Genomic DNA, 13,661 nt, shown 5'->3' on the forward strand with positions numbered 1-13,661 from the left:
AACCCGGAATCTCGAGATTCCGGGTTCGCGCTTCGCGCGCCCCGGAATGACATCGAGGACAGTTTGCCTCAATCCAGCGTGCGGCGGAAGCGCGTTACGGCGACGGTCATGGCGAGCAGCATCAGGGCCGCCAGCGCCAGCGCGTCGAAATGCAAATTCTGCATGGTCGCGCCCTTCAGCATGATGGCGCGGACGATCCGTAAATAATGGGTCAGCGGCAGGCATTCGCCGAGATATTGCGCCCAGGCCGGCATGCCTGCGAACGGGAACATGAATCCGGAGAGCAGAATGCTCGGCAGGAAGAACATCATCGACATCTGCATGGCCTGGAGCTGGTTCTGCACCAGCGTCGAGATGGTGTAGCCGACCGCCAGATTGGTGGTGATGAACAGCGTCGACAGCAGCGCCAGCAGGACGAGATTGCCGAGCACGGGCACGCCGAACAGGCCGACGCCGATGCTGATGATCAGGAAGGCCTGGACGAAGCCGACCAGCACGTAGGGGATGATCTTGCCGAACATTACCTCGACCGGCTTGATCGGCATCGACAACAGGCTCTCCATGGTGCCGCGTTCGACCTCGCGCGTGACCGAGAGCGCGGTGAAGATCAGCATGGTCATGGTGAGGATGGTGCCGACGAGGCCTGGCACGATATTGAGGCTGGAATTCGCGGCCGGATTGTAGCGGGCGTGGGCGCGGATCTCGAACGGCATCTCCGGGGGCTCGCCAATATAGAGATCGTGCGCGAGCGCGGTCTGCACGATCATGCCGAGCGAGCCGAGCGCAGCGCTTGCGGCGACCGGATCGGTGGCGTCGGCCGCGACCAGCAGCGCCGGCCTGTCGCCGCGCCGCACCGCCCGCTCGAAGCCGCGCGGGATCTCGACCCCGAACAGCACCTTGCCGGACTTCAGGAGGTTGTCGAAATCGTCGACGTCGTGAACCTCGTAGAGGAAGCGGAAATATTTGGTGTTCTCCAGCGCCTTCAGCACCGAGCGGGCGAGATCGGAATCCTCCTGGAGCAGCACCGCGCTCGGCAGATGACGCGGCGTGGTGTTGATGGCATAGCCGAACAGCATCAGCTGCATCACCGGCAGCATCACGATCATCGCGAACGAGACGCGATCGCGCCTCAGCTGGATGAACTCCTTGATCAGCATCGCGTAGGAGCGCCGCAGGAATCCGAAACGCTCGCGGATTTCGCGCCGTGGTGCGGGATGTTCTACCGCGCTCATTGGAAATTGTCCTTGGAACGTCCCATCAGCTCGATGAACACGTCTTCGAGTGAGGGCTTGGACTTCTGCCAGTGCAGGCCGCCTCTCTCGCGCCAGGGCGCGATGCTGGCTTCGAGCGCCGGGACGTCGCGGCCGGAAACATGCAGCGAAGTGCCGAACGGCGCCACCATGTCGATGCCGGGCTTGCCTGTGAGCGCGGCGCCGAGCTCGTTCAAGTCGTCGCCCGTGACGGTGTAGGTCGTCAGCGCGGATTTCGCGATGACCTCCTCCACCGTGCCGTGCGCCAGCAGGTAACCGTAGGCGATGTAGGCGATCTCGTGGCAGCGCTCGGCCTCGTCCATGTAATGGGTCGAGACCAGCACCGTGAGACCCTCGGCCGCGAGCGCATGGATCTCGTTCCAGAAATCGCGCCGCGCCTTGGGATCGACGCCGGCGGTCGGCTCGTCCAGCAGCAGCAATTGTGGATTGGGCAGCGTGCAAGCCCCGAGCGCCAGCCGCTGCTTCCAGCCGCCGGAGAGCTCGCCGGCAAGCTGCTCCTCGCGCCCCGAGAGCCCGAGCCGCTTGATCATGTCGCGTGCGGCGCCGCGCGCGTCAGCGAGACCATAGAGCCGCGCCACGAATTCGAGGTTCTCGCGCACCGAGAGGTCCTGGTACAGGCTGAAGCGCTGGGTCATGTAGCCGACCTGGCGCTTGATCTTCTCGGCATCGCGGCGGATGTCGTAGCCGAGGCAGGTGCCCTCGCCGCTGTCGGGCGTGAGCAGACCGCACAGGATGCGGATGGTGGTGGTCTTGCCCGAGCCGTTGGGACCGAGGAAGCCGTAGATCGAGCCGCGCTTCACCTGCATCGACAGATCGTGCACGACCTCGCGGCCGCCGAATGACTTGGTCAGGCCCTTGACGTCGATTGCGATGCCGTTGCCGTTGCTCATCGCTTGTCCGCCACCGGTGTCTTGGTCTCAGAAGTTTTGGGATTGAGGTGGACGTCGATCGGCTGTCCGACGCGCAAGGCATCGGGCCGCGAGGGTCGCGCCTGGATCAGATAGACCAGCTTGTTGCGCTCTTCGAGGCTGTAGATGACGGGCGGCGTGTATTCGGCCGAGGTCGCGATGAAATAGATCTTGGCGGTGAGGTCGGCGGCGCAATTGTCGCAGGAGACACGCACCGTGTCGCCGATCGCGAGCTTCGGCAACTCGGTCTGCGGCACGAAGAAACGCAGCTTCATGTTGCCGGGCGGCATGATCGAGAGCACCGGCCGCTGCGCCGCCACCATCTCGCCTTCGCGGAAATAGATCTGCTGGATCGTGCCGGCGACGGGCGCAAAGCCCTTGCGCCGCGCCATCCGCGTCTCGGCGGTCGCCACCCGCGCCTCCGCGACGCGCAAGGCGGACACGGCGGAATCGAGATTGGCCTGCGTGCCCGAACCGGTCTTGTTCAGCGAGGCCGCACGGTCATAGGTCTGCTGCGCGTTTGCAAGAGTCGCCTTCTGTTGGTTGAGGTCGGCAAGCTGGAGATCGTCATCGACGGAATAGAGGTGATCGCCGACCTTGACCTCGTCGCCTTCGCGGACGTTGAGCTTGGTGACGCGCCCGGCTTCGTCCGGGCTGACGAAGATCATGTCGGCCTCGACCCAGCCCTGGAAGCCGGGATCGCGCTTCTCGTTGCACCCGGCAAGCCCGGTTGCGAGCACAGCGAGCAATGCCAAGACAGAAATTGCTTGCGACGACCTCATGTCGTCCTCCGTTCGCCAAAAATCAAATCGAGATGAACGCGCAGCATCTCCTGCGCGTCGAGCGGCGCATGCCGCGCAAACAGGCTCTGCCAGATCACGGCGATCATCGCGGGCGCCACCAGGATCTGCGGATAGCGCGCGAGATCCTTCTGCCGGATCTCGCCGCGGGCGATGCCGAGCTCGATCAGCGCGCGCATGGCGGAGATCCCCCGCGAGACCACCTCGCGATAGTAGAAGTCGGCGACCGACGGAAAGCGCGGACCCTCCGCCACGATCAGACGCACCAGATCGCCGCGCCGCGTGCCGATCACCTCCTTCAGGAAGTTGCCGGCGAACGTCTCGATGAGGTCGCGCACCGAGCCCGCCGGCGGCGGCAGCGTGGTCAGCCGTGCGACCACGGGAACGATGACGATGCGCACCAGCTCCTCGAACATCGATTCCTTGTCCTTGAAGTGCAGGTAGATCGTGCCCTTGGCGACGCCGGCGCGCTTGGCGATGTCGTCGAGCCTGGTGGCGGCAAAGCCGCGCGCGATGAACTCCTCCATCGCCGCCTCCACGATCGCCGCACGCCGCTCCGCCGCGCGCGAGGCGCGGTTCGAGGCAGGCGGGGCATCGGGGGCTGCAGCCGCAGGGCCGTCCGCAAGGGTGGGAGCCGCAGAGGGCGAGGCGGCTTTGGTTGGCTTCTTCGTCATTTGGAATGTATGACTGACTAGTCAGTCATTGTCAAGTTACCAAGGCAGCGCAATTGCCCAGACGAATTAGTATTGACTAATGCATTAGCGCCCGCTAATTTGAGCTCATGATTGAAGCCGCTCCAAACCCCGTCACCACCGTGATGCGCGCCCTTGCCGATCCGACCCGCCGCGCCGTGTTCGAGCGTGTGTTCGAGAGCAAGGAAATCAGCGTCGCCGACCTGACGCGCGGCAGCGGCGTGACCCAGGGCGCGATTTCGCAGCACCTGAAGTCGTTGAAACAGGCGGGCCTCGTCGCCGAGCGGGCCGAGGGCCGCAACGTCTATTACCGCGCCGCGCCGCAGGGACTCGCGCCGCTGGTCACCTGGATGGACCATTACGGCGTCTTCTGGCGCGAGCGTTTCCAGAACCTGCGTGACCTCTTGAAGGAGATCGACCCGTGAGTGCTGCCGCCTTGAAAGCCGACACAAGAGACATCGTCATCGACGAGGTCTTCCCTCACACAGCCCAGACGATCTGGAAGGCGTTGACCAGCGCGCAGCTGATCGGGCGCTGGCTGATGCAGCCGACCGGCTTCGAAGCCGTCGAAGGCAAGGCCTTCACCTTCCAGACCACGCCGGGCGGAAACTGGGACGGCGTGATCCATTGCCGGGTTCTGGAGGTCGTGCCGCATCGCCGCCTCGTCTACGGCTGGAAAGGCGGCGACGAGCGCAACACCGGCTATGGCGCCCCGCTCGACACCGTCGTGACCTGGTCCCTCACCCCGGTCGAAGCCGGCACCCGGATCCGCCTCGTCCATGCGGGCTTCGTCCTGCCCAGAAACGAGTCGGCCTACACGGTAATGAGCGGCGGCTGGAAGCAGGTCGTTCGCAAGCTCGACGAGATCAGCGGCGAAGGTTGAGCGGGAGATATCGCGATGGAGAAGCCCTATACCGGCGGCTGCGCCTGCGGCGCGATCCGCTATTCGATCGAAGGGGAGCCCCTCTTCAGCAATCACTGCCAATGCCGGGACTGCCAGCGGGAAAGCGGCAGCGGCCATGGCTCGTACGCGACCTTCGCGCGCGCCGGTGTCACGCTGACGGGCGATGCCAAGCACTGGGACATGGTCGCCGACAACAGCAAGGTGAAGACGCGCGGCTTCTGTCCGCAGTGCGGCGTCGCCGTCTACATGACCTTCGCGGCACAGCCCGACGTTTTCACGATCCGCGCTGCGAGCCTTGATGAACCTGCCCGCTACAAGCCGCAGGCGGTGACCTTCGCCGCGCGCGGCCACGAGTGGGATCCTCTCGATCCCAGCCTGGTCAAGTTCGAAGGCATGCCGCCTGGATGAGGCCCGGGTCTAGCCGAAATCGAGCACCATGCGGCCGTCGATCTTGCCGGCCTTCATGCGGTCGAAGACGTCGTTGATTTGCGCCAGCGGCACCTTCGTCACCTCGGACTTGACCTTGCCGTCCGCCGCGAAGGCGATGGCTTCGTCGAGGTCGCGCCGGGTGCCGACGATCGAGCCGCGCACGGTGATGCGCTTGAGCACGACGTCGAAGATCGGTGTCGGGAATTCGCCCGGCGGCAGGCCGACCAGGCTGACGGTGCCCTTGCGGCGCACCATCTTGAGCGCCTGCGCGAAGGCCGGCGTCGAGACAGCCGTCACCAGCACGCCGTGGGCGCCGCCTCCGGTCGCCGCCAGCACCTTGTCCACCGCACCGGCCGCAAGCGCGTTCACGGCGAGATCGGCGCCGGTCTCGCGAGCGAGCTCAAGCTTGTCTTCGGCGATGTCGATGCCGACGACCTTCAGCCCCATCGCCTTGGCGTACTGGATCGCGACATGGCCGAGCCCGCCGATACCGGAGATCACGACCCACTCGCCGGGCTTTGCCTCGGTTTCCTTCAATCCCTTGTAGGTGGTGACCCCGGCGCAGAGGATCGGCGCGATGGCCGCGAAATCGATCGTCGCCGGCAGCTTGGCGGCGAACGCGGCCGAGGCGATGACATATTCGGCAAAGCCGCCGTTCACGCTGTAGCCGGTGTTGTGCTGGTGCTCGCACAGCGTCTCCCAGCCGGTCTCGCAATATTCGCACGACATGCAGGCGTCATGCAGCCAGGCGACGCCGACGGCATCGCCAACTTTCAGATTCTTCACGCCAGGTCCGAGCGCGGCGACGATGCCGGCGGCTTCATGGCCGGGGATGAAGGGCGGCACCGGCTTCACCGGCCAATCGCCGGAGGCGGCATGCAGATCGGTGTGACAGACGCCGCAGGCCTTGACCTTGACCAGAACCTCGCCCGGACCGGGCTGCGGCACCGGCACGTCCTCGATAACCAGCGGCTTGCCGAATTGCTTGACGATTGCGGCTTTCATGGTCGGCATCGGTCTGCTCCTTGTGCTTTGTGAAGCAGAATAGCGACGCCGCCCGGCGCACCTTTGACGGGAGTCAAACAGCACAAAGTTTGCGCAAGGGCAGGTCCATCATGACACCCCGATGACGCCGCGCGGTGCTCTCGATCTGTCAGCTATGGAACTTGAGACCGTCGACGATCTTGTCAATCACCTTCCGCTCGGCGCGCATCGCAATACCGACGAGATTGAGGTCGCCACGCGCAACCGCCCTCACCGCCTCGCGGTTGGCGGCGTCGTGCGTCGTCTTGAACATGTCCTCGGTATAGACCGCCGCTTTGACGTTGCGGGTGAGCGCGCGGTCCAGCGCGCGCGACAATGCAGGACCGTCGGCGCCATAGATCAGGATCGGCTGGCCAATCAGTGCATGATATTTCGTGCCTGAGGCGTCTTCATAGGCATCGCCGATGCAATCCGGAAAAGCCGCGGCGATGCCGCTGGTGAGAAATGACGCGACGTTCAGCTTCTGCCAGGCTTGAAGATCGGTACGGATCACGACGGCGATCTTGGTGTCGAACTGCATGTGTTTCCTCGATTGTCATTCCGGCGCGCCGCTTGGCGCGAGCTATGGTGCGCAATTGCGCACCTGAGAATCCATACTCCCGATAGTGGTTATGGATTCCGGGCTCGATGCTACGCATCGCCCCGGAATGACAGCAAGAGAAATTCAATGGTCGAAAAATCAGCCCTTGGCGTCGCAGGCCCAGGCGCGGATCACGCATTCCTTGCCGCCATATTTGTAGCATTCACGCGTGGCGGCATTGAGCGAGGCGGAAATCTTCGGCTTGACGGCATAGCCATAGGCGCCGCAGGGATTTGTCATATCGACCGACATCGCGGCACAGGCGCGCTTCATCGTCAAGGTGGTGCAATCGCCCTTGCACTGCTTCTGCGCGGCGGCGCGGGCCTCGTGCTCGTGGCCATAATCATAGGCCTGGCCATAAGCGCCGCACTTGCCGACCGCAAAAGCGCCGGCGGCATGGGCTTCTGTCATATAGCGGGCGCCGGATGCAAAGACGGACAGCGCAAGGAAAAACATCGCGCAACGGCGCGCGACGATGTTCGAAGCCATGAAAAACCCCTCACCCCCAAGGCAGGTGGCGGCAACTCTAAGCGGCGGTCGTTTCCAGATGGTGAACGGGTGGTTGAAATCGGCAGGCTTGGAGGATGCCGCAGTCCCGTAGGGCGGATCAGCGAAGCGTAATCCGCCTCTTTTTGTTTCCGCGGAGAAACACAGCGGCGGATTACGCCTTCGGCTAATCCGCCCTACGCACCTTCAGCCCCGCCGTGCCGCCTCCAGCGCCTGCGGCGTGTCGATGTCGAGGAAGGCGCTCTCGCCGTCGACGGGCACTTCGGCGACCGCCTCGGTGTGCCTGGCGATCAGATGCCGCGCGCCGACGTCGCCCTCGAGCGTCATCAGCTCCTTGAAGAAGCGGCGCGACCACAGCACGGGGTTGCCGCGGCGGCCCTCGCTGACGGGAACGACGATGAGATTGCCGCGGTCGGGCGCAAAGCTGTCGATCAACCTGTCGATCAGGCCGGCGTCGATCAGCGGCATGTCGCCGAGACACACGACGGCGCCATCGCAGGTCTCGGGAACGGCGGCGATGCCGGCCTTCACCGAACTGGCGATGCCGCCGGCGAAGTCCGGATTGCGGACGAATGTCACCTTCAGGCCTTGCAGCGCCTGCTCGACGAGCTCGGCCTGATGGCCGGTGACGACGATCACCTCGGATGCCCTAGAGGCCAGCGCCTGCTCGGTCGCGAGGCGCACCAGCTTCTTGCCGTCGAGCTCGGCGAGCAGCTTGTTCGGCCCGCCCATCCGGGTCGAACGTCCCGCCGCGAGCACGATGGCCGCGACATGGCTGTTGCCCTCGGTCTCCGGCTTGGCGCGCGGCTGCGGCCGCGTCACGATCTCCATCAAGAGGCCGCCGACGCCCATGCCCATCAGCTCGGACCGCGTCACCTTGATGCCGGCGAGAAGCCGCATCAAGACCCAGTCAAAACCGTTCTCGACCGGCGAGCGCGCGCAGCCCGGCGCGCCCAGCACAGGCACCTCGCCGGCGCGGGCGATCAGCAGGAGATTGCCGGGGTCGACCGGCATGCCGAAATGCTCGATCTCGCCCCCGATTCCGGTGACGGCCGCCGGAATCACGTCGCGGCGGTCAGCGATCGCGGATGCACCGAACACGATCACGAGCTCGGCGCCGAGGCCGAGCAATTCCTTGATTGCGGCCGACAGCGCCTGCTCCTCGTGCGGGACCCGGCGCTCGGCGATGATGCCGGCGCCGGCCGGCGCGAGCCGTTCGGCAGTGACGCGCAGGGTCTTGTCGATCACCTTGGTGGACAGGCCCGGCAGCAGCGTCGAGACCACGCCGACGCGCTTGATCACGTAAGGAGCGACCTTCAGCACGTCCTTGCCCGCCGCCTTCACCGCGGCATCGCGCAAACTCGCCTCGACGCCGAACGGGATGATCTTGACGGTGCCGACCATCTCGCCCTCGACCACCGGCTTGTAGGCGGCGAGCGTGGCAAAGGTGATGGCTTCGTCGATGTTGTTGATGCGGTCGACCGCGGCGCGGTCGATCACCAGCACGCCCGCTCGCGCGGCGAACAGATTGGCGCGGCCGGTGAAAGCGCGCTCGACATGGATGCCCTCGCCGCCGATGGCGAGCGCGATGCTGGCGGCCGCAACGTCCTCGGAGACGTCGCCCGCCTCCATGCGCACCACGACGATGTCCTTGATGCCGGCGCGCTCCATCGCCTCGACCTCGGCAGGTCCGATCGTCGTGCCCTTCTTCAGCACCAGCGATCCCTGGCGCAGGGTGTGGACGGTCACCCCGCCAAGCGCATCCCTGGGACTCGCCGGGCCGAACTTCATGCCGCTTCTTCTTTTTCCTTGGGAGGCAGCCGAAGCACGGCCGTGATCTCGGCCATGATCGCCACCGCGATCTCGGACGGCGAGACCGCGCCGATCGCAAGCCCAATGGGCGCGTGGATGCGCGCGATGTCGCTTTCCTTGGCGCCCTGCGCCCGCAACCGGTCGCCACGCTTGGCATGCGTCTTCCGCGAGCCAAGCGCGCCGATGTAGAAGCAGTTGCGCTCGAAGGCGTGCAGGAGCGCGGGGTCGTCGATCTTGGGATCGTGCGTCACCGCCACGAACGCGGTGTAGGCATCGACATTGAGCGGCGGCAGCGCAGTATCAGGCCATTCGGCGATCAATGGAATGTCGGGAAAGCGCTCGGGGCTCGCAAAGGCCGTGCGCGGATCGACCACGGTGACGTCATAGCCGAGCGAGCGCGCCAGCGGCGCCAGCGCCTGGCTGATATGGACCGCGCCGATGATGACGAGCTTTGCCGTCGGGGCGTAGACGTTGAGAAACAGCTTCTTGCCGCCAGCCTCGACACTGGCGCTCTTGCCCATGCGAAGCTGCTTCTCCAGTTCAGTGCGCAGCGGATCCCTGGCGAAATCCTTCGCCTTCACCAGGCGCTGCTCGCCGCTCTCGGTGTCGGTTACCAGAATGACGGGCCGGCGCGCGGCGCGTTCGGCATTGAGTTCGTGCAGGATGTCGAGCTTCACGGCTAACCGACCTTCTCGACGAAGACGCGGATGGTGCCGCCGCAGGACAGCCCGACGTTCCAGGCGGTCTCGTCGGCGACGCCGAACTCCAGCATCTTCGGCTTGCCGCTCTGGATCACATCCATGGCCTCAGTAACCACCGCGCCCTCGACGCAGCCGCCGGAGACGGACCCCAGGAACGTGCCTTCGTCGTTGATGACGAGGCTGGAGCCCGCCGGGCGCGGCGCCGAGCCCCAGGTTTCGACGACCGTCGCCAGCGCAACGCCACGGCCGGCCTTCTGCCAGTCCTCCGCCGCCTTCAGGATGTCCTCGTCGCGATCGAGCATGGCTGGCCTCTCAAGCTGCGGAGCGGATCAGGCTGCGGTGATGCGGCGGCAGCGGCTGGGAGAGCGTCGTGATCAGCTCCTGGATCGAACTCAAATTATGTACCGGGCGGAATTCGTCAACGTGGGGGAGCATCATTTTGATGCCCTGCGCCTTGGCCTCGAAGCCGCCAAACCGCAGCAGCGGGTTCAGCCAGATCAGCCGCCGGCAGGACCGGTGCAGCCGGTCCATCTCGAAGGCGAGCTTGGAATCGGCCTCCCGTTCCAGCCCGTCGGAGATCAGGAGCACGATGGCACCCTGGCTCAGCACCCGCCGCGCCCACAATTTGTTGAAGTTATGCAGCGAGGCCGAGATGCGGGTGCCGCCGGCCCAGTCCTCGACCGAGGCCGAGCAGCTCGCCAGCGCCTCGTCCGGGTCGCGCTGGCGCAGCGCGCGGCTGACATTGGTGAGGCGCGTGCCGAACAGGAACACCGAGACGCGCTTGCGGGCATCCGTGATGGCATGCAGGAAATGCAGGAACAGGCGGGTGTATTCGCTCATCGAGCCCGAGATGTCGAGCAGCGCCACGATCGGCGCCGGCTTCTCGATCCGTCCGAGGCGATGAATGTCGATGATGTCGCCGCCGGTGCGCAAGGAGGCGCGCAACGTCCGGCGGAGGTCGAGGCGCAGGCCGCGCGCATCGGGCCGGCGCCGGCGCGTCAAGAGCTCGGCCTGCGGCAGATGCATCCGCTCGATGGCACGGAGCGCCTCGGCGATCTCCGCCGCGCTCATCTGCGCAAAATCCTTCTTCTGAAGGATCTCCTTGTCGGAGACCGACAGGCGCAGATCCTGCTCCTGGTGCTGCGGCGTCTCGGTCATGCGCGGCTGCGCCATCGCCTCCTGGACGCGGCGGGCGCCGGCTTTCGGCTTCTTCTTGGTCTCGTCCGGCAGCGGCACCGAATCCAGCATGTGCTTCCATTCTTCCGAGGCGCGGAAGAACAGGTCGAAAGCCTGCTTGAAGATCAGCGCATGCTCATGGCGCTTGACGAAGATCGCCTCCAGCGTGGTGAAGACGTCGGATCGGTTGCCGATGTCGATCACCTGCAGCGCGCTCATGGCATCGATCACCGCGCCCGGCCCGACCGGCATGCCGGCCGCACGCAGCGCGCGGGCGAAGCCGACGATGTTGTCGGCGAATTGCTCGGTCTTTTCGGGGGCAAGGTGGTTGATGGCCATGGCTACACTCTCAGCCGTCATTCCGGGGCGCGCCTCTTGGCGCGAGCCCGGAATCCATACTCCCGATCGTGGTTATGGATTCCGGGCTCGCGCTGACGCGCGCCCCGGAATGACGAGCTAGTTACGACGCCCGCGCGTCAGTTCTCGCTCGTCGCGTCCTTCAGCACCTTCTGCAAGGTGTCGCCCTGCATGCGGGTGATGTCGTCCTGGTACTTGAGCAGCGCGCCCAGCGTGTCGCCGACCAATTGCGGGGTCAGCGAGCGGGCATCGAGCTCCGACAGCGCCGTGGCCCAGTCGATGGTCTCAGCAACGCCCGGCGACTTGTAGAAGTCCTGGTTACGCAGCGCCTGCACGAAGCGCACGACCTGCTGCGACAGCTTGGCGGAGATGCCGGGCACGCGTGTCTTGACGATCGCGAGCTCGCGCTCGGCGGCGGGATAATCGACCCAGTGATAGAGGCAGCGCCGTTTCAGCGCGTCGTGGATCTCGCGGGTGCGGTTGGAGGTGATGATGACGATCGGCGGGTGCGGCGCCTTCACGGTGCCGAATTCGGGGATGGTCACCTGGAAGTCACTGAGGATCTCGAGCAGGTAGGCTTCGAACGCCTCGTCGGCGCGGTCGAGCTCGTCGATCAGCAGCACCGGCGGTCCGGCGACATCAGGCTCCAGCGCCTGGAGCAGCGGCCGCTTGATCATGTAGCGGTCGGCAAAGATATCGCTCGAAAGCTGATCGCGATCAGTGTCGCCCGCGGCTTCCGCCATCCGGATCGCGATCATCTGCGACGCGCTGTTCCACTCATACACCGCGGAGGAGACGTCGAGGCCTTCATAGCACTGCAGGCGGATCAGCTTCCGCCCCAGCGCCGCCGAGAGCACCTTAGCGATCTCGGTCTTACCGACGCCGGCCTCGCCTTCCAGGAACAGCGGTCGGCCCATACGCAGCGACAGATACGTTACCGTCGCCAGCGAGCGCTCAGCGAGATAGCCGCGCGACGTCAGGAGTTCGAGCATCGCATCGACCGATGCCGGCAAAGCACCGGAAGAAGTGGCCGCTGAAGTCATGAAAAAGCCAGTCTCGCTACGCCCTCACCGGGGACAGGTCTGGACCGAGGAATGAGGTCAGCTCATTCCTTGGCATTGGCGGCATCGACGGCGCGCCGCGTCAGCACGCCGATGAGATGCGCGCGGTATTCGGCGCTGCCGTGGATGTCGCTGTTGAGGCCTTCTGCCGGTATCGCGATGCCCTCCAGCGCCTTCGAGGCGAAGCGCTTCTTCAAGGCTTCCTCGAATGCGGTGACGCGGAACACGCCTTCGGAGCCCGCACCGGTCACGGCAACGCGCACGTCCGAAGGACGCCGCGCCACGAACACCCCGACAAGCGCATAGCGCGAGGCCTGGTTGCGGAACTTGACGTAAGCGGCCTTCTTCGGCAGCGGGAACATCACCTTGGTGATGATCTCATCCGCCTCGAGCGCGGTCGTGAACAGGCCCTGGAAGAACTCTTCCGCCTTGAGGCGGCGCTTGTTGGTGACGATGGTGGCCCCGAGCGCGAGCACCGCGGCCGGATAATCGGCAGTCGGATCGTTGTTGGCGAGCGAGCCGCCGATCGTGCCCTTGTGACGCACGGCGGGATCGCCGATGCCGCCGGCAAGGTTCGCCAGCGCCGGAATGGCTTCACCGACGATGGCGGAGGTCGCGACCTCGGCATGCTTGGCGGTGGCGCCGATCACCAGCGAGCGGCCCTTCATCTCGATCGCATTGAGCCCCTCGATGTGGGAGAGGTCGACCAGATGCGGGGGGCTGGCGAGGCGCTGCTTCATGACGGGAATCAGCGTGTGGCCGCCGGCGATCACCTTGGCGTCCTCGTTCTTCACTAGGAGGTTGGCCGCCTGGCGAACGGTCCCAGGGCGATGATATTTGAATTCGTACATCTGTATGTCCTGATCGCGGGAGGCGCGTTACGCGAGGTCGGATTTGGCCATCGCCTTCGCGCCGGCGGAGATCGAGGCGACGATGTTCTGGTAGCCCGTGCAGCGGCAGAGATTGCCTTCGAGCTCCTCGCGAATGGTGTGGTCGTCGAGCTCGTGGCCCTTGCGGTGCACGATGTCGATCGCGGTCATGATCATGCCGGGCGTGCAGAAGCCGCACTGCAGGCCATGGTGCTCGCGGAAGGCCTCCTGCATCGGATGCAGCGGCGCGCCGTCCGCAGCCAGCCCCTCGATCGTCTTGACCTCGTGGCCATCGGCCATCACCGCAAGCGTGGTGCAGGACTTCACGGCCTTGCCGTCGAGATGCACGACGCAGGCGCCGCACTGCGATGTGTCGCAGCCGACATGGGTGCCCGTCAGCCGCAGATTCTCGCGCAGGAATTGCACCAGAAGCGTGCGGGGATCGACATTGGCCGTCACAGGATTGCCGTTCACGATGAGGGAGATTTTTGCCATAAGCACTCTCTGTCAGCACCCCGACGGGTCCCGTCGAAGCGGTTCTTATAATTAT

General features: G+C 65.3%; 17 protein-coding genes. 3 read left to right on the top strand and 14 right to left on the bottom strand.

The genetic code is table 11. The features are described from left to right. Positions 1-68 precede the first annotated feature (68 nt). Genes P0R31_RS13825 through P0R31_RS13840 form a run of 4 tightly spaced genes read right to left on the bottom strand, consistent with a single transcriptional unit; the run spans position 69 to position 3,653 of the window. Positions 69-1,232, bottom strand: coding sequence for an ABC transporter permease (locus P0R31_RS13825; RefSeq protein ID WP_275514546.1), 1,164 nt, complete (start codon positions 1,230-1,232; stop codon positions 69-71). Continuing rightward, positions 1,229-2,161 (bottom strand): ABC transporter ATP-binding protein, encoded by a 933-nt coding sequence (locus tag P0R31_RS13830; RefSeq protein ID WP_036027774.1) that lies wholly within the window; start codon positions 2,159-2,161, stop codon positions 1,229-1,231. Before P0R31_RS13830 ends, P0R31_RS13825 begins: the two co-directional genes overlap by 4 nt. Further along, entirely contained in the window at positions 2,158-2,961 is an 804-nt protein-coding gene (locus P0R31_RS13835) for an HlyD family secretion protein (protein ID WP_275514547.1), read from the bottom strand. Before P0R31_RS13835 ends, P0R31_RS13830 begins: the two co-directional genes overlap by 4 nt. Then, complete coding sequence (locus tag P0R31_RS13840) at positions 2,958-3,653, bottom strand: TetR/AcrR family transcriptional regulator (RefSeq protein WP_275514548.1); 696 nt, start codon at positions 3,651-3,653, stop codon at positions 2,958-2,960. Before P0R31_RS13840 ends, P0R31_RS13835 begins: the two co-directional genes overlap by 4 nt. A gap of 107 nt (positions 3,654-3,760) precedes the next feature. On the opposite strand from P0R31_RS13840, the gene P0R31_RS13845 reads away from it, so the two are divergent. Genes P0R31_RS13845 through P0R31_RS13855 form a run of 3 tightly spaced genes read left to right on the top strand, consistent with a single transcriptional unit; the run spans position 3,761 to position 4,983 of the window. Beyond that, positions 3,761-4,096 carry an ArsR/SmtB family transcription factor gene (locus P0R31_RS13845; RefSeq protein ID WP_275514549.1) on the top strand — a complete coding sequence of 112 codons (336 nt, stop codon included), beginning with the start codon at positions 3,761-3,763 and terminating at the stop codon, positions 4,094-4,096. Next, the gene (locus tag P0R31_RS13850; RefSeq protein WP_275514550.1) at positions 4,093-4,554 is read left to right on the top strand and encodes an SRPBCC family protein; all 462 of its coding nucleotides are present in this window, start codon (positions 4,093-4,095) and stop codon (positions 4,552-4,554) included. The genes P0R31_RS13845 and P0R31_RS13850 overlap by 4 nt, the downstream gene beginning before the upstream one ends. 15 nt (positions 4,555-4,569) lie before the next feature. Then, a complete protein-coding gene (locus tag P0R31_RS13855; RefSeq protein WP_275514551.1) occupies positions 4,570-4,983 on the top strand; it encodes a GFA family protein in 414 nt (137 codons plus the stop codon). Between the two features lie 9 nt (positions 4,984-4,992). Here the strand turns inward: P0R31_RS13855 and adhP are convergent, their stop codons facing one another. The 10 genes from adhP to P0R31_RS13905 form a co-directional block, all read right to left on the bottom strand. Then, a complete protein-coding gene (gene adhP / locus P0R31_RS13860) occupies positions 4,993-6,018 on the bottom strand; it encodes an alcohol dehydrogenase AdhP (RefSeq protein ID WP_275514552.1) in 1,026 nt (341 codons plus the stop codon). Between the two features lie 139 nt (positions 6,019-6,157). Next, on the bottom strand, positions 6,158-6,568 hold the full coding sequence (locus P0R31_RS13865; RefSeq protein WP_275514553.1) for a DUF2000 family protein: 411 nt from the start codon (positions 6,566-6,568) through the stop codon (positions 6,158-6,160). A gap of 159 nt (positions 6,569-6,727) precedes the next feature. Continuing rightward, a complete protein-coding gene (locus P0R31_RS13870; protein WP_275514554.1) occupies positions 6,728-7,117 on the bottom strand; it encodes a DUF4189 domain-containing protein in 390 nt (129 codons plus the stop codon). A gap of 204 nt (positions 7,118-7,321) precedes the next feature. Further along, positions 7,322-8,926: a molybdopterin-binding/glycosyltransferase family 2 protein gene (locus P0R31_RS13875; RefSeq protein ID WP_275514555.1), complete on the bottom strand. Its 1,605-nt coding sequence runs from the start codon at positions 8,924-8,926 to the stop codon at positions 7,322-7,324. Next, positions 8,923-9,624 (bottom strand): XdhC family protein, encoded by a 702-nt coding sequence (locus P0R31_RS13880; protein WP_275514556.1) that lies wholly within the window; start codon positions 9,622-9,624, stop codon positions 8,923-8,925. Before P0R31_RS13880 ends, P0R31_RS13875 begins: the two co-directional genes overlap by 4 nt. Before the next feature lie 2 nt (positions 9,625-9,626). Continuing rightward, on the bottom strand, positions 9,627-9,950 hold the full coding sequence (locus P0R31_RS13885) for an XdhC family protein (RefSeq protein WP_025037240.1): 324 nt from the start codon (positions 9,948-9,950) through the stop codon (positions 9,627-9,629). A gap of 10 nt (positions 9,951-9,960) precedes the next feature. Then, on the bottom strand, positions 9,961-11,163 hold the full coding sequence (locus P0R31_RS13890; RefSeq protein WP_275514557.1) for a vWA domain-containing protein: 1,203 nt from the start codon (positions 11,161-11,163) through the stop codon (positions 9,961-9,963). Positions 11,164-11,300: 137 nt separating this feature from the next. After that, positions 11,301-12,224, bottom strand: coding sequence for an AAA family ATPase (locus P0R31_RS13895; protein ID WP_275514558.1), 924 nt, complete (start codon positions 12,222-12,224; stop codon positions 11,301-11,303). Between the two features lie 62 nt (positions 12,225-12,286). Beyond that, a complete protein-coding gene (locus tag P0R31_RS13900) occupies positions 12,287-13,093 on the bottom strand; it encodes an FAD binding domain-containing protein (protein ID WP_275514559.1) in 807 nt (268 codons plus the stop codon). Between the two features lie 27 nt (positions 13,094-13,120). Then, a complete protein-coding gene (locus tag P0R31_RS13905) occupies positions 13,121-13,606 on the bottom strand; it encodes a (2Fe-2S)-binding protein (protein ID WP_014494194.1) in 486 nt (161 codons plus the stop codon). Positions 13,607-13,661: the final 55 nt, after the last annotated feature.

Origin of the sequence: Bradyrhizobium yuanmingense (genome assembly GCF_029167105.1) — a bacterium.
GTDB classification, from domain to species: domain Bacteria; phylum Pseudomonadota; class Alphaproteobacteria; order Rhizobiales; family Xanthobacteraceae; genus Bradyrhizobium; species Bradyrhizobium yuanmingense_A.